Source organism: Streptomyces sp. NPDC024017, from assembly GCF_040638895.1.
Taxonomy (GTDB): domain Bacteria; phylum Actinomycetota; class Actinomycetes; order Streptomycetales; family Streptomycetaceae; genus Streptomyces.
In genome coordinates this window covers 328,959-347,920 of record NZ_JBEZYZ010000005.1, presented here as the reverse complement: position 1 = coordinate 347,920, position 18,962 = coordinate 328,959, and the positions used below count along the sequence as shown (strand labels likewise).

Annotated in this window: 18 protein-coding genes and 1 pseudogene; 8 read left to right on the top strand and 11 right to left on the bottom strand. The window is 72.0% G+C overall.

What is annotated here, in order from left to right; all coding sequences use genetic code 11:
• Positions 1-250: 250 nt before the first annotated feature.
• From def to AB0G20_RS15780, 8 genes are all read right to left on the bottom strand, one after another.
• A complete protein-coding gene (gene def / locus AB0G20_RS15815; RefSeq protein WP_361301794.1) occupies positions 251-901 on the bottom strand; it encodes a peptide deformylase in 651 nt (216 codons plus the stop codon).
• 131 nt (positions 902-1,032) lie between these two features.
• On the bottom strand, positions 1,033-2,013 hold the full coding sequence (locus AB0G20_RS15810) for a hypothetical protein (RefSeq protein WP_361302433.1): 981 nt from the start codon (positions 2,011-2,013) through the stop codon (positions 1,033-1,035).
• A 117-nt stretch (positions 2,014-2,130) separates the two neighbouring features.
• Positions 2,131-3,378 carry an HD domain-containing protein gene (locus tag AB0G20_RS15805; protein WP_361301791.1) on the bottom strand — a complete coding sequence of 416 codons (1,248 nt, stop codon included), beginning with the start codon at positions 3,376-3,378 and terminating at the stop codon, positions 2,131-2,133.
• The gene (locus AB0G20_RS15800) at positions 3,375-4,712 is read right to left on the bottom strand and encodes an HD-GYP domain-containing protein (protein ID WP_361301788.1); all 1,338 of its coding nucleotides are present in this window, start codon (positions 4,710-4,712) and stop codon (positions 3,375-3,377) included. Before AB0G20_RS15800 ends, AB0G20_RS15805 begins: the two co-directional genes overlap by 4 nt.
• A 153-nt stretch (positions 4,713-4,865) precedes the next feature.
• Positions 4,866-5,177, bottom strand: a complete 312-nt coding sequence (rsrA, locus tag AB0G20_RS15795) for a mycothiol system anti-sigma-R factor (protein ID WP_059416550.1) — start codon at positions 5,175-5,177, stop codon at positions 4,866-4,868.
• Entirely contained in the window at positions 5,174-5,860 is a 687-nt protein-coding gene (sigR, locus tag AB0G20_RS15790; RefSeq protein ID WP_097220242.1) for an RNA polymerase sigma factor SigR, read from the bottom strand. The genes rsrA and sigR overlap by 4 nt, the downstream gene beginning before the upstream one ends.
• Before the next feature lie 256 nt (positions 5,861-6,116).
• On the bottom strand, positions 6,117-6,764 hold the full coding sequence (locus tag AB0G20_RS15785) for an alpha/beta family hydrolase (RefSeq protein ID WP_361302430.1): 648 nt from the start codon (positions 6,762-6,764) through the stop codon (positions 6,117-6,119).
• A 10-nt stretch (positions 6,765-6,774) separates the two neighbouring features.
• On the bottom strand, positions 6,775-7,590 hold the full coding sequence (locus tag AB0G20_RS15780) for an SOS response-associated peptidase (RefSeq protein WP_361301783.1): 816 nt from the start codon (positions 7,588-7,590) through the stop codon (positions 6,775-6,777).
• A 50-nt stretch (positions 7,591-7,640) separates the two neighbouring features.
• On the opposite strand from AB0G20_RS15780, the gene AB0G20_RS15775 reads away from it, so the two are divergent.
• The 4 genes from AB0G20_RS15775 to AB0G20_RS15760 all read left to right on the top strand — a co-directional run bounded on the left by AB0G20_RS15775 (position 7,641) and on the right by AB0G20_RS15760 (position 11,280).
• Positions 7,641-8,363 (top strand): M50 family metallopeptidase, encoded by a 723-nt coding sequence (locus AB0G20_RS15775; protein ID WP_361301780.1) that lies wholly within the window; start codon positions 7,641-7,643, stop codon positions 8,361-8,363.
• A gap of 110 nt (positions 8,364-8,473) precedes the next feature.
• Entirely contained in the window at positions 8,474-9,790 is a 1,317-nt protein-coding gene (aroA, locus tag AB0G20_RS15770) for a 3-phosphoshikimate 1-carboxyvinyltransferase (protein WP_361301777.1), read from the top strand.
• 17 nt (positions 9,791-9,807) lie between these two features.
• A complete protein-coding gene (rsgA, locus tag AB0G20_RS15765) occupies positions 9,808-10,818 on the top strand; it encodes a ribosome small subunit-dependent GTPase A (protein WP_361301774.1) in 1,011 nt (336 codons plus the stop codon).
• Positions 10,819-10,956: 138 nt separating this feature from the next.
• Positions 10,957-11,280, top strand: a complete 324-nt coding sequence (locus AB0G20_RS15760) for a multidrug efflux SMR transporter (RefSeq protein WP_361301771.1) — start codon at positions 10,957-10,959, stop codon at positions 11,278-11,280.
• 7 nt (positions 11,281-11,287) lie between these two features.
• On the opposite strand, the gene AB0G20_RS15755 is transcribed toward AB0G20_RS15760, so the two are convergent.
• On the bottom strand, positions 11,288-11,893 hold the full coding sequence (locus tag AB0G20_RS15755; protein WP_361301768.1) for a TetR/AcrR family transcriptional regulator: 606 nt from the start codon (positions 11,891-11,893) through the stop codon (positions 11,288-11,290).
• A gap of 205 nt (positions 11,894-12,098) precedes the next feature.
• Between AB0G20_RS15755 and AB0G20_RS15750 the strand changes: the two are divergent.
• Together AB0G20_RS15750 and hisN are read left to right on the top strand one after the other, a co-directional pair.
• A pseudogene (locus AB0G20_RS15750) lies at positions 12,099-12,307 on the top strand (MarR family transcriptional regulator); the annotation flags it as partial.
• Between the two features lie 105 nt (positions 12,308-12,412).
• Positions 12,413-13,213 (top strand): histidinol-phosphatase, encoded by an 801-nt coding sequence (gene hisN, locus AB0G20_RS15745; protein ID WP_361301765.1) that lies wholly within the window; start codon positions 12,413-12,415, stop codon positions 13,211-13,213.
• Positions 13,214-14,131: 918 nt separating this feature from the next.
• Here the strand turns inward: hisN and AB0G20_RS15740 are convergent.
• On the bottom strand, positions 14,132-14,335 hold the full coding sequence (locus tag AB0G20_RS15740; protein WP_031104385.1) for a hypothetical protein: 204 nt from the start codon (positions 14,333-14,335) through the stop codon (positions 14,132-14,134).
• Positions 14,336-14,634: 299 nt separating this feature from the next.
• Here AB0G20_RS15740 and AB0G20_RS15735 point away from each other — a divergent pair, with 299 nt between their 5' ends.
• Positions 14,635-15,087 carry a S26 family signal peptidase gene (locus AB0G20_RS15735; protein ID WP_361301761.1) on the top strand — a complete coding sequence of 151 codons (453 nt, stop codon included), beginning with the start codon at positions 14,635-14,637 and terminating at the stop codon, positions 15,085-15,087.
• Positions 15,088-15,116: 29 nt separating this feature from the next.
• Positions 15,117-16,991 (top strand): BTAD domain-containing putative transcriptional regulator, encoded by a 1,875-nt coding sequence (locus AB0G20_RS15730; protein WP_361301758.1) that lies wholly within the window; start codon positions 15,117-15,119, stop codon positions 16,989-16,991.
• Here the strand turns inward: AB0G20_RS15730 and AB0G20_RS15725 are convergent.
• On the bottom strand, positions 16,972-18,960 hold the full coding sequence (locus AB0G20_RS15725) for an ABC transporter ATP-binding protein (RefSeq protein WP_361301755.1): 1,989 nt from the start codon (positions 18,958-18,960) through the stop codon (positions 16,972-16,974). The two genes, AB0G20_RS15730 and AB0G20_RS15725, sit on opposite strands and share 20 nt — an antisense overlap.
• Positions 18,961-18,962 lie beyond the last annotated feature (2 nt).

The following is an 18,962-nucleotide window of genomic DNA, read 5'->3' as shown; positions in this document are numbered from 1 at the left end:
TCGTGCCGGGCGTGCGCCGTTGCATACCCCGCTCATCCCATTCAGCACTACAACTGACCGTTCTGGGAACGTATTTGCTTCATTCACTACCCCACAGTGCCGGGAACCTCCCGCTGCGTGACTACCGTTGGATCACCAGGAGACCAGAAGCGATCGAACGTGCGACGGACAGGCGAACGGCACAGTCGAACGGCGCCTGTTCGGGATGGGAAACCCGAACAGACGCCGTGCGCCTGGTGAGGCTGAGGTCTCAGTCGTTGGCCACCACGGGGTAGCGGGGCTCGTTCTCGGCCATCTGCCGCAGCGCGTCCTTGCGTTCGCGCTTGGAGAGCCGGTCGATGTACAGGTACCCGTACAGGTGATCCGTCTCGTGCTGCAAACACCGTGCGAAGTATCCGGTGCCGCGCACGCGGATCGGGTTGCCCTTCTCGTCCTGCCCGGTCACCTCGGCGTAGTCGGGCCGGGCGAGCGGCGCGTACGCGGTGGGCACCGACAGGCAGCCCTCGTTGCTGTCGTCCAGGCGGCGCTTCTCGGCGGGCAGTTCGACGAGCTTGGGGTTGCAGACGACGCCGGTGTGCCGGACGCCCTCGTCGTCCGGGCAGTCGTAGACGAAGACCTTCGCGTCGACGCCGATCTGGTTGGCGGCCAGGCCCACGCCCTCGGCGGTGCGCTGGCTGGCGAACATGTCCGCGACGAGCTGCTGGAAGTCGTCGCCGAAGTCGGTGACGTCCTTGCACTCCTTGTGCAGTACCGGGTTCCCGACCACCGTGATCGGCCGCGAGGTCCCCCGCTCCCGCCAGGCCGCCTCGCGCTCCTCGCAGTCCTCCGTGTCGATCACGTACCCCTCGTCATCGACGGGGAGCACGCCCGCGTGCTGCTGATCGGTGTCCTGCTGAGCCATGACGTTACGTACGCCTTCCTGAACCTAACCGGGCTGAGATGCGATACAGGGTACGCGGGTGAAACGCCCTGCTTTCAGGGGCGCGGGGAACTGCGCGCGCGACCACGACGCAGCCGCACCCGGCAACGGCGCTAGCACACCTCTTCCAAATCCCGCCAATCCCGAGAATCCGGACTGTCGGCGACCCACCCGTCCAGCAACCCCCGGACCAACGCAGCCGGCGCGGCCAGCCCGCACTCCCGCTCGGGAACCCACAGCTGCCCGTCCGTCCGATGCCCCAGCGGCCCGGGATGCCCCGGCTCACTGTGATCATGCGGGTCGAGATGCTCCCCGTCGCCCTCGTCGGACGGCATCCGGGACTCCGAGCACATCCGGCACAGCAACCGCACCGAGGAGGACCAGTCCTCCGCGGCGAACCCGGCGTCCGCGGCAAGCTGCTCCAGCGCGTCCCGGTCCGCCTCCGTCGCCGCCTCCAGCAGCACCACCCACGTCGGCACGGGCGACGGCGCCCACAGCTCGATCTCGTCGAACACCGGGTACGTGTGCCCGGCGGCCGTGGTCCGTTCCCCGTGCGGCACCCCGTCGTGCAGGACGACCTCACCCCAGCGCCGCCCCGACGACGGCAGCGGGATGGACAGCACCTCGATCCGCGCGGGATCCAGCCGCCGCCCCCACACGACCTCGGCCTCCCCCTCCGGGGACAGCCGTACGGCCGCGCTGCCGAGGTCCATGCCGAGGGGCTCACCGGAGTCGTTGGCCGCCCCCGGCACCCGCAGCCCGTAGGCCTGCCAGGCGCGCCTGGCCAGCGGCCAGTCCTGGAGCGCGGTCGCGGCGATGCCGACGTTCCACCAGTCGGGCGCTCCGCCGTCCCGGTCGAGCAGCGCCACGGCCCTGAGGCCGGCCGCCCGCGCCTGCTCCCAGTCGTGCCGGAACTTGTGCAGCAGCGCGAGGTTGAACCAGGACTCGGAAAGCCAGGGCTCCAGATCGGCGGCACGTGTCAACAGTGCGCCTGCGTCCTCGTACCGGCCGTCGCCGATGAGGGTGAACGCCCGGTCTGTGGCCTGCCGCCAGGAGGCGGAGGGCCGGTGCCGTCCCTTGCCGAAGATCCTCACGATTCCCGCCTGCCAGTTCCGTGCGGTGGGCTGGCCGTAGCTGTGTTTCGAGCCCCCGGACACCTTCTCCTTCGCATCCAACCACGTACGGCCTCGAGGGCGCTCATTACCCATGGGTTACCCAGCCATGGGCAAGGTCAGACTGCTCCTTGCCAGTACGCGGGCCAGTGATTCCACCACCTCCGGGGCGTAGGTCCCGGCGGTGGCGAGCCGGAGTTCCTCCAGCGCCGTCAGCGGCCCGCCGGGCCCTCCTTCCCTGGACTTCTCCTCGTACGCGTTCACGGCCCGGACGATCTGCGCGGCGAGCGGCTGCTCGGCGCAGGGGTCGGCCTGCCGCTCCACGACCACGGCCACCGCCTCGTCGACGCCCGTCTGCCGTACGACGGCTCCGCCGAGCAGTGCGATCCGCCGCTGCTCCGCGGCGGGCAGCGCGGCGGTGGCGCCCGCCGGCACCGGGTCGACGAGGCTCAGCTGCCCGATGTCGTGCATGAGCGCGGCGTACTCCAGCACCGCCAGCTCGGGCTCGGTCAGCCCCAGGTCACGCCCCACCGCCTGGCTGACCGCGGCGACACGCCGGGCGTGGCCGCAGGGGGTGTACCCGGCGACCTCGGTGGCCCGGGCGAGGGAGGCGATGGTCTGCCGGTAGGTCGCCCGGACGGCGGCGTACCGGCGGAACGACATCTGGGCGAGCAGCAGCGGCACGGAGAAGACGGGGAGCGCCCACAGCCCTACGACGGCGACCGCCAGCGCCATCACCGCCCCGGTGGCGATGACGGCGGACCCGATGCCGCACACGGCCCGCAGCTCGTCCCGCAGGACCGGCCCGAAGGGCCAGCCGGTGCGGGTGTGGGCCAGCGCGGCGGCGAGCACCGCGTCGCACAGCGCGGTCAGGGACAGCAGCGCGAGCAGCAGCAGGGCGTAGGCGGGGCCGCCCCATTCGTCGAACATCCCCCGGTTGTACGGGGGCTGGAAGCACACGGCGACGAAGCCGACGGTGAGCACGCGGCGCGCCAGGTGGTCGAGGGTGGGTCCCTGCCCGCGCGCGACGTGCGGCACGCTGCCGAGCAGCGAGGCGGCCAGGACGACGGCGACGACCTGGGCGGGGCCGTGGTACGTGGCCCGTCCGCCGGCCTCCCCGAGCAGGGCGTAGGACAGGGCCGCCGCGGCCCCGAGCGGTGCCGGCTCCCGGATCCGCGCGCCGTTGCGCCGGGTGAGTTCGCCGACGGCGACGAGGACGCCGAAGGCGAGGGCGACCCGGCGTTCCTCGAGCCCCTGGTAGAGGGTGACGGCGAGGGAGCCGGCGGCGAGGAGGGCGGCGCAGGCGTGGACGAGGGTGAGGAGCGGTGGCGGCCGGTACGCGCTCATCGGTGTGCTCCCGGGCGGCTGGGGAGAGGTGCGCCGGGCGGGGGCACCCGGGGCGGGCGGGTCTCCTCCTCGTCGGCGGTCACCGCCGGGTGCCATCCCGTCCGCCCGACGGCCTCGACGAGAGCCGCGACCATCACCGGGTCGAACTGGCTGCCCGCGCACCGCTCCAGCTCCGCCAGGGCCACGGCGACGGGCCGGGCCCTGCTGTAGCTCCGGGTGGAGGTCATGGCGTCGAAGGCGTCCGCGACCGCCACGACCCGTGCGGACTCGGGGATCTGACGGCCCACCAGGCCGTAGGGGTAACCGCTGCCGTCGAGCCGCTCGTGGTGGTGCAGCACGGCTGCGCGGGCCTCGCCGAGGAAGCCGATGCCGCGCACCATCTCGTGCCCGTACTCGGGGTGCAGTTCGATCACCCGCCGCTCCTCGGGCGTCAGCGGACCGTCCTTCCTGAGCAGCCGGGTGGGCACGCCCAGCTTGCCGACGTCGTGCAGGATGCCGGCGAAGCGGAGCACCTCGACGCGCTCGTCGGCCAGGCCCAGCTCGCGCGCGATCATCATGGAGGCCTGCCCGACGCGCTCGCTGTGCCCGCGGGTGTACCCGTCCTTGATGTCGACGGCCTGCACCAGCGCCCGGATGGTCGCCTGATGGGCGGCGCGTTCCCGGTGGTACTGCGCGAACGCCCACCAGGAGACGCACATGGGCAGCAGCACGAGCAGCGCGGCGACCGGCCCGTAGGGGCTGCGCCACAGGACGGCCATCATCAGCCCGGCGAGGCCGTGCACCGTGATCGGCGCGAGCGAGCGCGCCACCAGTCCCCGCCAGGCCCGCCGCACCGGCACCCGCTCCGCCACGACCAGGATTCCGCCGTCGAGCAGCGCGAGCACCAGGCAGAACGCCAGCACGGCCGCCCCGGCCGGACCGAGGGCGTAGGGGACGTCGCCCGCGACGACCGCGTCCCGCCCGCCGAGCAGCCGGTGCACCGTGGCCGCGGCCCACACCCCGAGGACGAGCTGGGCGGCCCGCCAGACGCGCCGCAGCGCCACGGGCCGCTGCCCGACCTGGGAGAGCAGCGCACCGGGCACGACCACCAGCGCCGCGGCGGGTGCCGGCAGCAGGAAGGCGCCGGCGAGCAGCACGGGGTAGAAGGTCCCGGCTGGGTGGGAGATCCCCACGAACCGGGACCGGGCGACGCGCTCGCAGCCGGCGTACAGCGCCGCGAGCAGCGCGACCGCCCACCAGGGCGTGCGTACGCCCGGCAGCGGCAGCAGGCAGAGCAGCGCGGCCATGACGACACAGGCGATGTAGACACGTGCCCGTGCCGGTACCGCTTCCATGAGCCCCTCCCCCGGCCATGACCGTCAGGCCCGGAGCCTAGGACGGTGGCAGGGGGGTCCGCGGGTCGATAACCCGCGGGTTAGCACGTTCGAGTGACGCGTTCGAAGGTGACTACCCGTTCAGAGGTGGGGTAGTTGAAAAGCGCAGGAGTGTCAGGACTCCTGGGGCGTGGCGGGCGAGGCCGTGACGTCCTGGTCGGGGACGGCCTGGCCGGAGCGGATCAGCTCGATCCGCCCCATGACCTTGTCCCGCAGGTCGCCCGGCACGTCGTCATGCCCGCAGCAGCGCTTGACGAGCTTCTTCACGGCTTGCTCGAGCCCGTACTTCTCGAGGCAGGGCGAGCACTCCTCGAAGTGGTGCTCGAACTTCACGCAGTCCGAGTCCGGCATCTCACGGTCGAGGAACTCGTAGAGATGATCGAGGATTTCGCTGCAATCCGTCTCGTGCGGCTCTCCGCAGCTCATGACCCCGAGCCTTTCGCTTCGTTCGACTCTCCGGCACCGGCCGGGACCATCCCGCGGTCACGGGCGTAGTCCTCCAGCATGCCGCGCAGCTGACGGCGGCCCCGGTGCAGCCGGGACATCACCGTACCGATGGGTGTCCCCATGATGTCGGCGATCTCCTTGTAGGCAAACCCCTCGACGTCCGCGAGATACACCGCGATGCGGAACTCCTCGGGGATCGCCTGGAGCGCTTGCTTCACGTCCGAGTCGGGCAGGTGGTCGAGCGCCTGCGACTCCGCGGAGCGCAAGCCCGTCGACATGTGCGACTCGGCGCGGGCGAGCTGCCAGTCCTCGATCTCCTCGGCCGCGGAGCGCTGAGGTTCGCGCTGCTTCTTGCGGTACGAGTTGATGAAGGTGTTGGTGAGGATCCGGTACAGCCACGCCTTGAGGTTGGTGCCCTCACGGAACTGGTGGAAGGACGCGTACGCCTTGGCGTACGTCTCCTGCACCAGGTCCTCGGCGTCGGCCGGGTTGCGCGTCATGCGCAGCGCGGCCGAGTACATCTGGTCGAGGAACTCGAGCGCGTCCCGCTCGAAGCGCGCGTTGCGCTCCGCGGCCGTCTCCGCGCCCGTGCCGCCCTGGCCCTCGGGCTGCTCCGCCTGGCCGTTTTCGGTCCCTGCGTCGGTCCCAGTGACCGGACCCACCTCCTCGAGTGTTCTCGTGAGACCGAGACCGGTCTCACCCGAATCGGAGGATAGACGACGATCCGGTCCGCCCGCCGCCCGAATAGGGGCGGTCCTGGCCGCGTGCAGCACCGTCCAGTCCAGGTCGGCGCGGCTGCTGCGGGTCGGGCAGATGGTCGAACCCATGCGGCGGACTCCCTCTCCTAAGACGTCGGCGCTGGTCTCCAGCACGTACGTCCCGCACAACAGTGACCGCCGCCCCGGCATTCCCGAAGCTTTACCCGAGTGACCCGGTCCACTCCACGACCGCGTCCGTGACGACCGCCACGGCCTGGTCCTGAGAGATGTCCGCACGCTTGGGCACAGCGAAGCCGTGATCCCCGTACGGGACCTCCACGAGCGTGTACGTCCCCTCGGGGAACTCCTCCGGCTTCCCGAACGGGTCGTTGCCGCCCTGCACGACCAGCGTGGGCACCCCGGATCCCAGCAGCTCGTCGGCGCGGGACTTCTCCGGCTTGCCCGGCGGGTGGAGCGGGAAGCTGAGCGCGAGTACGCCGTGGGCGCCCAGCTCGGTGGCGGTGCGGCAGGCCACCCGGGCCCCGGCACTGCGCCCGCCGGAGACGACCGGCAGTCCGGACTTCGCCAGCGCGGGCCAGATGCCGCGCCAGCCGGCGTCCAGGGTCTTCGGCGCCGGCGCGAGCTTCTTCCCGGCCACCCGCCAGGGCTGCTCCACCCGGGCAACGGTCACGCCGTGGGCGGGCAGGACCTCGGCCAGGGCCTTCAGGTCTCGGGCCTCGATGCCGCCGCCCGCGCCGTGGCTGACGGCGAGGACCAGCCGGGCCTTCTTCGCCTCGTGCCAGGTGATACGGGCGGTTCCGGCGTCGGTCTCGACGGTCTCGGTGGTCGTACTGGTCGCCTTCGTCACATGCGTCACGTCAGAAGAGTGTGCCCTCTTCGGGCCCTTCCAGCTCCTTCAGCAGCTCCGGCCCGTTGTTGCGGACGTTGCTGACGGCCGTGGCGACCGGGTAGGCGCGCATCAGCCCGGCGGGCGGCGGGGCGAGCAGCTCGCGCAGGTCGTCGGCGTCCGTGCGGGACGGGTCCAGCCAGGCGTCCCAGCGGTCGGGCGTCAGCATCAGCGGCATCCGGGGGTGGATCTCGGCGAGCGCCCGCGGCCCGTCGGCCGGGGACACCGCGAGCGGGCTCTGCTCCGCCTCCGTGGTGATGACCGAGCAGGTCACCCACCAGGCCTGCGGGTGGTCGTCCGGCAGCGTCTTGTCGCGCCAGAACTCGTACAGCCCGGCCATCACGAAGACCGACCCGTCCGCCGGTGTCACGAAGTACGGCTGCTTGCGGGGCCGCTTCTTCTTGCCCTCGACCTCCAGCTCGCGCTCCTGGGTGCCGGTGACCCACTCGTAGTAGCCGTCGGCGGGCAGGATGCAGCGCCGGGAGGTGAAGGCGCGGCGGTAGGAGGGCTTCTCGTGGACGGTCTCCGCGCGGGCGTTGATCATCCGGGCGCCGCCCTCGGGGGTCTTCGACCAGGACGGGACGAGCCCCCACTTCAGCGTGCGCAGCTGGCGAACCGGCCGCGGGTCGTCCGCGTCTTTCAGGGGGCGGTCCAGGACGGCGTAGACCTCTTTGGTGGGCGCCACGTTGTAGTCCGGCTCGAGGATCTCCTCGGGCTCCCACTTCTCGACCTCAAAGATTCCTGCGAGATCCTCTGGCCTACGACTCGCCGAATACCGTCCGCACATACGTGCCACACTGCCAGATTCCATCCGCCCACAGGGAGCCAACGCCTTACATGGACAGCACCGCAACCGCCTCGCTCGCCTCCCTCTGGGGCGAGGTGTCCGGCACGCAGCCCGACCCCGACCTGTGGGTGGTGATCGCGACCCTGGCCGCCGCGGTCGCCGTGGTGACCCCGCACGCCCTGTGGCGCGTCTCCCGCAACGCCATCACCATCGCCCACGAGGGCGGTCACGGGCTGGTGGCCCTGCTCACCGGCCGCACCCTCACCGGCATACGCCTGCACTCGGACACCAGCGGCCTGACCGTCAGCCGCGGCAAGCCGCACGGCATCGGCATGATCCTCACCGCGGCCGCGGGCTACACCGCCCCGCCCCTGCTGGGTCTCGGCGGTGCGGCCCTGCTGGGCGCCGGCCGCATCACGCTCCTGCTGTGGCTGGCGACGGCCCTGCTCCTCGCCATGCTCGTGATGATCCGCAACGCCTACGGCGCGCTGACCATGCTCGTCACCGGCGGCCTGTTCGTGCTGGTGTCCTGGCTGGCCGGCCCTCAGGTCCAGGCGGCGTTCGCGTACGCGGTGGTGTGGTTCCTGCTGATCGGCGGAGTCCGGCCGGCCTTCGAACTCCAGGCGAAGCGGGCGCGGGGCGGGGCGGGCGACTCGGACGCGGACCAGCTGTCGCGGCTGACGCACGTTCCGGCGGGGCTGTGGTTCTTCCTGTTCCACGCGGTGTCGCTGTGCTCGCTCATCGGCGGGGGACGCTGGCTGCTCGAGACGTGACGGCCGGCCCGAGGGGCGCGGGCCTGCCGCGATGTGCGGCTCCCCCACGCGGGCGCGACCGGCCCCCACGGCGCCGCACTCCGGCGACGGCCTGCTTATAAAGTAAAGGCATGGCCCCGAACACCGCAGACACCGCCCTCTGGCCCGCCCCGCACGCGAGCGGAGCCGTCGACGCGACGGTCCACGTGCCCGGGTCCAAGTCGGTCACCAACCGCGCCCTGGTCCTCGCCTCCCTCGCCTCCGAGCCCGGCTGGCTGCGCCGCCCGCTGCGCTCCCGCGACACCCTGCTGATGGCCGGCGCGCTGCGCGCCATGGGCATCGAGATCGAGGAGGGCGTGGGCCCCGACGGCACCGGCGAGGCCTGGCGTGTGCTCCCCACCGGCCTGCGCGGCCCGGCCACGATCGACGTCGGCAACGCCGGCACGGTGATGCGGTTCCTGCCGCCGGTCTCCGCGCTCGCCGACGGCTCCGTCCGCTTCGACGGCGACCCCCGCTCCTACGAGCGCCCGCTGAACGGGGTCATCGACGCGCTGCGCCAGCTCGGCGCCCGGATCGACGACGACGGCCGCGGCGCGCTGCCGATGACCGTGCACGGCAGCGGCGCCCTGGACGGCGGCACGGTCGCCATCGACGCCTCCTCCTCGTCCCAGTTCGTGAGCGCGCTGCTGCTGTCCGGCCCGCGCTTCAACCAGGGCGTCGAGGTCCGCCACACCGGCGCCACGCTGCCCTCCATGCCGCACATCCGCATGACCGTCGACATGCTGCGCGCGGTCGGCGCCCAGGTGGACACGCCCGAGTCGGGCGGCGAGCCGAACGTCTGGCGGGTCTCGCCGGGGGCCCTGCTCGGCCGGGACCTGGTCATCGAGCCGGACCTGTCGAACGCCCAGCCGTTCCTGGCTGCGGCGCTGGTGACGGGCGGCAAGGTCGTCGTCCCGGACTGGCCGGCCCGCACCACACAGCCCGGTGACCGGCTGCGCGAGATCTTCACCGAGATGGGCGGCTCCTGCGAACTGACCGAGTACGGTCTGGCGTTCACCGGCTCCGGCTCGGTGCACGGCATCGACGTCGACCTGAGCGAGGTCGGCGAGCTGACGCCGGGCATCGCCGCGGTCGCGGCCCTCGCGGACTCCCCGTCGACCCTGCGCGGCGTGGCCCATCTGCGGCTGCACGAGACGGACCGGCTGGCCGCGCTGACGAAGGAGATCAACGAGCTCGGCGGCGACGTCACGGAGACCGCCGACGGTCTGCACATCCGCCCGCGCCGGCTGCACGGCGGGATCTTCCACACGTACGACGACCACCGCATGGCCACGGCCGGCGCGATCATCGGACTCGCGGTGGAGGGCGTGCAGATCGAGAACGTGGCGACGACGGCCAAGACCCTGCCCGACTTCCCCGATCTGTGGACCGGGATGCTCGGGGCGTAGGACGCGGGGATCAGGTCATGCGCCGTTACGGCAAGCACACCGACGAGGACGACATCCGCACCCGTCCGGGCCGCCGGAACACCCGGCCCCGGACGAACATCCGCCCCAAGCACGAGGACGCCTCCGAGGGTCTCGTCCTCACCGTCGACCGGGGCCGCCTGACCTGCCTCGTCGAGGACCGTGTGGTCATGGCGATGAAGGCCCGCGAGCTGGGCCGCAAAGCCGCGGTCGTCGGCGACCGGGTGGCCATCGTGGGCGACCTGACAGGCAAGAAGGACTCACTCGCGAGGATCGTGCGCATCGAGGAGCGCACCTCCGTTCTGCGCCGCACGGCGGACGACGACGATCCGTACGAGCGCGTGGTCGTGGCCAACGCCGACCAGCTGGCGGTCGTCACCGCCCTGGCCGACCCGGAGCCCCGCCCCCGCCTGATCGACCGCTGCCTGGTCGCGGCCTATGCCGGCGGTCTGGACCCGCTGCTGGTCCTGACCAAGTCGGACCTCGCCCCGCCCGACAAGCTGCTGGAGCTGTACGGCCACCTCGACATCCCCCACGTCGTCACCAGCCGCGAGGAACTGCAGAACGGAACCGCCCTCGCCCGCGTGCGCGAGCAGCTCGACGGCAAGATCACCGCGTTCGTCGGCCACTCCGGGGTCGGCAAGACGACCCTGGTCAACTCGCTGGTGCCGGAAGATCAGCGGCGTACGACCGGGCATGTGAACGCGGTGACGGGCCGCGGACGCCACACCACCACCTCGGCGCTGGCGCTGCCGCTGTCGGGCAGTGACGGCTGGGTGATCGACACGCCGGGCCTGCGGTCCTTCGGCCTGCACCACGTGGACCCGTCCCAGGTCATCCACGCCTTCCCCGACCTGGAGCCGGGCACCGAGGGCTGCCCGCGCGCGTGCAGCCACGACGAGCCGGACTGCGCGCTGGACGCGTGGGTGGCCGAGGGGCACGCCGACCCGGCGCGGCTGTACTCGCTGCGCCGGATGCTGGCCACGCGCGAGCGCAAGGAAGGCGACTGACCTCCGCGTTGTTTGTCCTGCCGTGCGGACGGTAAGTGCATAATCGCACCCAAGCCGGACGCCCGCCTGGCCAAAGCCTGACGAGCGCGATGAAATTGACGAAGCGGTCACTGAACGTGGGATACGGGAGGACGACTCATGGCGTGGCTGCTGGTCATCGTGGCCGGGTTGCTCGAGACCGGCTTCGCCGTGTGTCTGAAGCTGTCGCACGGCTTCACCCGGCTCTGGCCGACGATCGCGTTCTGCATCTTCGCCCTCGGCAGTTTCGGACTGCTGACCCTCGCGCTGAGAAAACTCGACGTGGGTCCCGCGTACGCGGTGTGGACCGGCATCGGGGCGGCGGGGACGGCGATCTACGGCATGGTGTTCCTGGGTGACCTGGTGTCGACGCTGAAGATCGTGTCGATCAGTCTCGTCATCATCGGTGTGGTCGGGCTGCAGTTGTCGGGGTCGGCGCACTGACGTCCTGTCAGCCGGCCTGCCGGTGAAGGGCGCTGCGGACCAGGTCGGCGACGCCGCCCTCGCCGGGTGGCGCGGCCACGCACGACAGGGCGAGCCGGACGGCGAGTTCGCAGGAGCGGGCCAGGTCGGCGGTGTCGGACGTGGGCGTGCCGGGGCCGGCCAGGAGGGTGACGGCCCGGTCGCGGACGAGGGCGACGAAGTCGCCGGGTGAGGGCAGCGGCCCGTCGGCGCGGCGCTGGGCCGGCACGACGGAGGTGGACGGCACGGCCCCCAGGGCCGGGGCGGGCAGCCGCTCACTCCAGCAGCCGGTGAGCATGGCGTGGACGAGGACGTTGTCCCGGGCCGCCGAAGCGGTCCACTCGGCGGTGGCGGTGAGCCGGTCGCGGGGATCGCTGTGCCCGGCGAGAGCGCGGTCCACGCCGGCCAGATATCCGTCGGCCTCTCTCCTCACGAGCGCCCTGGCGAGACCGTCCTTGCTGCCGAACTCGTTGTAGAGCGTCTGCCGGGACACTCCGGCCGCCGCGGCCACGTCCACCATCCGTACGGCGGACCACGGCCGGCGCACCAGCGCCGTGTAAGCGGCGTCCAGTAGAGATTCCCGCGCTGCAGGCATCTTCGCCTCCCCTTGGGGCGAGCGGCTCTGCCCCAGGTTTGACGCGCGTGGAACCACTGTCAAGGGTTCGCGAGCGCACGCGGGGGCGTGTTTCGGCCTTGTCGCGCGGTGCGTTGGCCTGCGTGCCGGGCCCTCGCCCCCTGCAGCGCAACGGGCGGCGCACTCCGGGACCGGAAGGCACCCCCGCAGACCCACGGGCGGGACCGAGGCCGTACGTGAGTACGAGGAGACGTTCACCACCGTCCTCACGGGGTCGGGCATGCCCAAGATGACGGCCCGGGTGATGGCCTGCCTCTGCATGACCGACTCGGGCAGCCTCACCGCGTCCGAACTCGCCCGGCGTATCGAGGTCAGCCCGGCATCCGTCTCCAGGCGATCGCGTTCCTCGACAGTCAGGGCATGGTCCGCCGGGAGCAGGCACGCGACATCCTCCGCACCAAGCCCGAGACGGCTCCCGGCTCCCCCACCCTCACGAACCCCCTGTAGCCCCACCCCCACCTCGGCAGATAGGTTCGTTGCATGCCCGACTACCTCGACGACCTGCGTCTCGCCCACGTCCTCGCCGACGCCGCCGACGCCGCGACGACGGACCGGTTCAAGGCCCTCGACCTCAAGGTCGAGACCAAACCTGACATGACCCCGGTGACCGAGGCGGACAAGGCCGCAGAGGAACTCATCCGCGGCCACCTCGCACGCGCCCGCCCCAGGGACGCGATCCTCGGCGAGGAGTACGGCGTCGAGGGCACCGGCCCCCGCCGCTGGGTGATCGACCCGATCGACGGCACCAAGAACTACGTACGCGGCGTCCCCGTCTGGGCCACGCTGATCTCGCTGATGGAGGCGGGCGAGGGCGGCTTCCAGCCCGTCGTCGGCGTCGTCTCCGCCCCCGCCCTCGGCCGACGCTGGTGGGCCGCGCAGGGCCATGGCGCGTTCTCCGGCCGCAGCCTCACCAAGGCCTCCCGGCTGCAGGTCTCCCGCGTCTCCAAGCTCTCCGACGCCTCCCTCGCGTACTCCTCGCTCAGCGGCTGGGAGGAGCAGGGCCGCCTGGACGGCTTCCTGGACCTGACCCGCGAGGTGTGGCGCACGCGCGCGTACGGCGACTTCTGGCCGTACATGATGGTCGCGGAGGGAGCCGTCGACATGTGCGCCGAGCCGGAGCTGTCCCTGTGGGACATGGCCGCCACCGCCATCGTCGTCACCGAGGCCGGCGGCACCTTCACCGGCCTCGACGCCCGCCCAGGCCCCCACAGCGGCAACGCGGCCGCGTCGAACGGCCTGTTGCACGACGAGCTGCTCGGATACCTCAACCAGCGCTACTGACGGCGATTGCGGCCTAACCTGCGGGTTTCCCCTAGGATCAGGCCGCCTGGGCCGTCGTGGGGCCGTCATCGGCGTCCGGGCCGCCCGCAAAGGCCCGGTTCACCGCCTCCCGCGTCCGCTTCTCGCTGCTCGGCATCAGGTGTGCGTACGTCCGCAGCGTGCGCGATGATCATCACCATTGTGCTGCTCATGGGATTCGGCCTTCCTCAGAACTCCCCCAGGCAAGAAGCGAGCGGGACCGTCCCGGCCGGTGGCGGCCGCGTCACCTTTACCATCGACAAGGACGACCCGAACCCCACCCACGACCGGAGATGGGCTCCCGCCTCCTGGAGCCGGCCCTTCTCGCACTCGCCGTCCTCGCCGTACGCGGACGCATCAGCCGCCGACCGACGAGCGCGAGCGTCTCCGCAATCAGTGGAACGTCGAGTCGGTGCTCGGTCGGGTCGTCGTGCCACTCGCCGATCAACGCAACCGGCTCGCGGCCGCTGTCGATGACGTGCGCGCCCTTCATCCAGCGATCCCGGGCGGGAAGTGCCCCACCCGCGAGGTCCTGTCCCCGTGCCCGACGCTGCAGGCAGTGGGAGGCGGCGATGACGGAGTACGAGACGTACGGCGGTAGCCCCAGTGCTTGCTGGCGTGCGGGCGGGAGTGGCTTCGCTGATCACAGAGTGCTGGTCGCCGAGGCGGCCCCAGCATTTTCACCGACTGCAAGATCTGTCAGAGCGGTCGCCCCAGGGGCAGCAGGGCATCCTCTGGCAGACCGTCCTTCAGGAGCGGGAAGCTTCTCTCGGGGTCCTGAAGGACGCCGCCGCCGTCCCCCGGCAGCGGGTGCGGGGCGACGGCTGAGCGGCCTCCGGACGAACAGCGCACCGATCGGGCCGCGGACGGCGCGTCCGCGGCCCGGTCGCCATGTCACCGTCAGGCCGACGGCCGGCAGGGCGAGCTGAGGTAGCAGGTGCCGCAGGAGGTGTAGCCACCGACCACATGGCAGGTCTGCCGGTAGTAGAAGCTGTTGCGCTGGCTGCAGTAGCAGATCTTCTGGAAGGTGGTGTCCGCCTGGGCCACGGCCTTGGGCACGAGCCTGCCCAGAATCTTGTCGCCCATCGTCCCCATGAATCCCATCACTGCCGTTTCCTTTCGAGTACGCACTGCCGGAAAGAAGCAGATTCGACCGTAGCAACGGCAGATACGGCGCTTCGTACAGTTCGGATACAGCGAGCGGAAGAGACCGGTCCGCAAACCGTGTCCAGCGAACCGCCCGATACACCCATAGACACCCAACTTCCACGCGAATTGCAAAGGGGGCGAACAGGGCGCGACGCACCCCCGGGTTTCCCGCGGGGGCAAGAAGAAATACATTGACAGGCAATACGGCGGGCGGGCACGATCACACCGACCGGCGGAACCCACGGGGGGTGTCTGTGCCTGTTCTGTTGATTGCCGTTGGGTTCCTTGTCGGCCTCGCCGGCGCCGTCCTTGCCGCGCTCCGCATACGCGGCCGATACACCGTGGTCACCGTGGAAGGCACCAGCATGGCGCCGACGCTTTCGCCCGGCGACCGGGTGGTGGTGGAACGCCGCACCGTCGACCAGGTGCGGGCCGGGGACATCGTCGTACTGCAGCCCCCGCGAAGGACGGGCGACTACGAACCGCTGAGCGACCGCGCATGGAACATCAAGCGGGCCGCCGCGCTTCCCGGGGACCGTATTCCGGAAGGAATACCGGGAGGCGGAGACCTCACCGAGGTCCCGGACGGGCGGCTGGTGATGCTCGGCGACAATCCGGACAGTATTGATTCCCGTCATCGGGGATTTTTCGAGGCCGACCGGATCATGGGCGTGGCGGTCCGCCGACTGGGCGGCAGTGCTTTGTAAAAATCACATACCGGGGGACAGCCACAAGCATGACCGTCGAGTTCCGGGCCCTCGGCCCGCTGGAAATCGTGGACGGTGGCCAGACCGTCCGTATAGCCGCTGACAAACAGCGCACCATTCTCGCGATGCTGGTCGCCCACCGGGGCGGCGTCGTCTCCGTGCCCGCCCTCGTGGAAGAACTCTGGGGCGGCACCCCGCCCCGGTCGGCGGTGCCCAATCTGCGCACGTATGTGATGCAGTTGCGCCGGCTCCTGCCGCCCGCCGCGGACGGCACGCACCCCCGGCTGATCACGTCCCGCTCCGGCTACGCGCTCCGGACGGACGACGGCGAGACCGACATCGCCCGCTTCGAGGCCCTCGTCGAGCGGGCACGGCAGGCGGCGGCCGGGCACGACCTGGCGGGGGCCACCCGCGCACTGGGCGGCGCCCTGGCACTCTGGCACGGGGCGCCACTGGAGAACGTCGTCAAAGGACCCGCCCTGGAGGGCATCGCGGCGGACCTCACCGAGCGGTACCTGAGCGCGATCGAGGCACAGGCGGACGTGGAACTCGCCAGCGGTACCGGGGCGGCCGTGGTCGACACCCTGCGCCGGGCCGTGCGCCGGCATCCCCTGCGCGAACGGCTGCGCAGCCGCCTGATGCTCGCCCTGCACCACAGCGGCGACACGGCCGGCGCGCTCGCCGCCTTCACCGACGCCCGCGAAACGCTGCGCAAGGAACTCGGCCTGGACCCGGGGCCGGAGCTGTGCCGCACCCAACAGGCCGTGCTGCGCCGGGAACCGGATCCGACGTCCGTCCCGGAGGTCACCGCCCTGACGACGGCGCGGCCCGCGCACCCGGCCACCGGTACGGTGCCGCGCCAGCTCCCCCGGGCTCCCGGGCCGTTCGCCGGACGGGCGCACGAGACGTCCCTGGTGCGGGACGCCCTGCGCACCCGGGACGGGACGACCGCCGGGGCGCCGGTCGTGGTGCTGCACGGGCCGGCCGGACGCGGGAAGTCGGCGCTGGCCCTGCACGTCGCCCACCGGGCCGCCGCGGACTACCCCGACGGCCAGCTCTACGTCGATCTCGACAGCCCGCGGGCCGGCGCCGGCCCCCTGACCCCGGTCACCGTGCTGCGCCACTTCCTCCGCTCGCTCGGCATGCCCAGGGCGGACGTGCCGACCGCCCTCTCCGAGGTCTCGGCCTACTACCAGTCCATGGTCGCGGGCCGGCGCGTCCTCGTGGTCGTCGACAACGCCTTCCACCGCGGCCAGGTCCTTCCGCTGCTGCCCGCAGGCCCGGGGTGCGCGGTGCTGGTCACGAGCCGGAGCGTCCTGCCCGCGCTGGACGCGGTGCATGTGCCGGTGGACCCCCTGGACGAAACGGACTCCGTCCGCCTGCTGTCCCTGCTGGCCGGGGACGCGCGCGTCACCGCGGAGCCCCGGGCGGCGCGGGAGATCGCACGGCTCTGCCACGGAAACCCCCTCGCGCTCAGCATCGCGGGGGCCCGCTGCGCCGGCCGCCCGCAGGGGAGCCTCGCCGGACTCGCCGCCCGGCTGCGCGACCCGGCGCGCACCCTCGACGAATTACGGGTCGCCGACCTGACGATGCGCTCGTCGTACGCCAGGAGCTACCGGGGGCTGTCGGCCCACGACCCCGAACACCGCGCCGCCGCACGGGCGTTCCGCCGGCTGTGCACCCTCGGGGCGTCCTTCAGCGCGACGCACGCCGCCGAGGCCATCGGCGCCGCCCTGCCGGCCACCGAGCGGGCCCTGGACTGCCTGGTGACCGTCGGGCTGCTCACTCCGGTGGCGCGCGAGGGGTTCCGGTTGCCTGATCTCGCGGGCCTGTACGCGCGAGAGCTCGCCGCCCGCGACCAGGTCCGCTACAGGGAGGCGGTGCTCAGCCGATCGGCGATATGACCGCGTGCGACGGCTCCGCCGCCGGTGCCCCGGGCCGGTCCGCCACGTCCGGACGAGCCGGTGCGTCCGGGGCCTGCGGTGCGTCCAGGGCGTCCACGGCCTCGGGTGCGTCCGGGGCGTCCGGGGCGCGATAGCCCTCGGCCTGGATGGCGAACAGACGCGCGTACTCGCCCTCCCCGGCCATGAGCTGCTCGTGCGTTCCCCTTTCCACGATCCGGCCGCCCTCCAGCACGACGATCGCGTCCGCCTCGCGGACCGCGCCGAGCCGGTGGGAGACGAGCAGGCTGGTGCGCCCCGCCCGGTGTTCGCGCAGCCGGGCGTGGATCTCCGCCTCCGCCTGGGCGTCCAGGCCGGCACTGGGCTCGTCCAGGATCAGCAGGTCCCGGTCGTCGCGCAGCAGGGTGCGGGCGAGCGCCAGCCGCTGCCACTGGCCGCCGGAGAGCACGACCCCGGACTGCGGGTCGTCCTCGGCCTGGTCGGCGAATATGCGGCTGAGCATGGTGTCGTAGCCACGGGGCAGCCGCTCCACGGTGCCGTCGGCATCGGCGAGCCGGGCGGCCTCGCGCAGTCGCGGGCGGTCGTCGAGCGCCTGGAGTTCCCCGACGCCGATGTTCTCCGCCGCCGTCAGGTCGTAACACATGTAGTCCTGGAACAACACGCCCATACGACGGCGCAGTTCGGCCGGCGGCACGTCGCGGATGTCCACTCCGTCCCAGTAGATCGCCCCTTGGGTCGGATCGTAGAAACGGCAGAGCAGTTTGATCAGGGTGCTTTTCCCCGCGCCGTTCAGCCCGACGAGGGCGACCGCGGTTCCGTGCGGGACGGTCAGGTCGACGCCCCGGAGAATCCACGGATGGTCCTCGGCGTACCGGAACCAGACGCCGCGCAGTTCGATGCCCCGGCGCAGGGCCGGCAGTCGCCCCGAAGGGTCCGCCGACGGCAGGTCGTCGGGGAGCGACATCACCTTGTCGTGGTACCCGAAGACGAGCAGCGCCTCGTGCGCCATCGCGACGTTGTCCACCAGACCGGTCAGGGCGGCCTGGGTACCGGCCACGGCGGCGACGAACGCCGTCACGTCGCCCACGCTCAGGGCTCCGGTCGTGGCGGCCCGCACCGCCCACACGAGTCCCAGTCCCGCGACCACCGTGGACAGCAGCGCGAGGAGGGACTGCGTCCGCGCCTCCTGGCGGTCGAGCCGCTGTTCGCCCTCCTGCCGGATCGCGAGCTCCGTGAGCATGCGCCCCTTGAGGAAGTCGCCGAGGCCGAACAGCCGGGTCTCCATCGCGCTGCGGACGTCGGTGAGAAGCAGCGAGTAGAAGACCTGGCGGCGGACCGCGGGGGAGACTCCCGCGAGCATGCCGACCCTGCGCCGGGACAGGGAGAGCCGCGCGAGGAGCGCGGGGACGGCGGCCACCGTGACGAGTGCGGCCATCGACGGGCTCAGCAGCGCCAGCGTCCCGAGCAGGCTCACGAGCGTGATGACGTTGCGCGCGGTGTCGAACAGGCCCGTGGTGACGGGGCCGAGCCCGCCCCCGGACGCCTGCATGGCCATGTTGAGGTCGTTACGGAACCCGGGGTTCTCGAACCGGGACAGCCCCTGCAGCCGGTTGACGGCGCCGTACAGGCGGTCCTGCATCAAGCGGTCCAGCCGGCGGCCCAGTTCGTTCTGCAGGTAACCGCTCAGGTGCGGCAGCACACCGGCCGCGAGGCCCACGGCGGCCAGGCCCGCCGCCAACTCCAGCACGTGTTCCGGTCGTCCGCCGGCCAGGTCGTCCACGACGAGTTTCGTCAGCCATGCCGTGGCGGTGGGCAGCAGGCCGAGGACGACGGTGACGAGCGAGTACGCCAGCGCGTGCCACGGTCCCGCCCGCCAGCACATCGACCAGGCGACCCCGAGGTGCCGCACGGTCCGCCTCGGCCCCGCCGTGACCGCCCGCCCGGTGGGCCCGGCCTGCGGTCCGTTCTCCACGC

Bases quoted from the DNA above. Each gene is read 5' to 3' on its own strand.
- AB0G20_RS15760 (WP_361301771.1), top strand. From the start codon at position 10,957: ATGGCGTGGCTGCTGGTCATCGTGGCCGGGTTGCTCGAGACCGGCTTC.
- AB0G20_RS15730 (WP_361301758.1), top strand. From the start codon at position 15,117: ATGACCGTCGAGTTCCGGGCCCTCGGCCCGCTGGAAATCGTGGACGGT.
- def (WP_361301794.1), bottom strand. From the start codon at position 901: ATGGCTCAGCAGGACACCGATCAGCAGCACGCGGGCGTGCTCCCCGTC.
- AB0G20_RS15775 (WP_361301780.1), top strand. From the start codon at position 7,641: ATGGACAGCACCGCAACCGCCTCGCTCGCCTCCCTCTGGGGCGAGGTG.
- rsrA (WP_059416550.1), bottom strand. From the start codon at position 5,177: ATGAGCTGCGGAGAGCCGCACGAGACGGATTGCAGCGAAATCCTCGAT.
- aroA (WP_361301777.1), top strand. From the start codon at position 8,474: ATGGCCCCGAACACCGCAGACACCGCCCTCTGGCCCGCCCCGCACGCG.
- hisN (WP_361301765.1), top strand. From the start codon at position 12,413: ATGCCCGACTACCTCGACGACCTGCGTCTCGCCCACGTCCTCGCCGAC.
- AB0G20_RS15800 (WP_361301788.1), bottom strand. From the start codon at position 4,712: ATGGAAGCGGTACCGGCACGGGCACGTGTCTACATCGCCTGTGTCGTC.
- AB0G20_RS15805 (WP_361301791.1), bottom strand. From the start codon at position 3,378: ATGAGCGCGTACCGGCCGCCACCGCTCCTCACCCTCGTCCACGCCTGC.
- rsgA (WP_361301774.1), top strand. From the start codon at position 9,808: ATGCGCCGTTACGGCAAGCACACCGACGAGGACGACATCCGCACCCGT.
- AB0G20_RS15755 (WP_361301768.1), bottom strand. From the start codon at position 11,893: ATGCCTGCAGCGCGGGAATCTCTACTGGACGCCGCTTACACGGCGCTG.
- AB0G20_RS15740 (WP_031104385.1), bottom strand. From the start codon at position 14,335: ATGGGATTCATGGGGACGATGGGCGACAAGATTCTGGGCAGGCTCGTG.
- AB0G20_RS15780 (WP_361301783.1), bottom strand. From the start codon at position 7,590: ATGTGCGGACGGTATTCGGCGAGTCGTAGGCCAGAGGATCTCGCAGGA.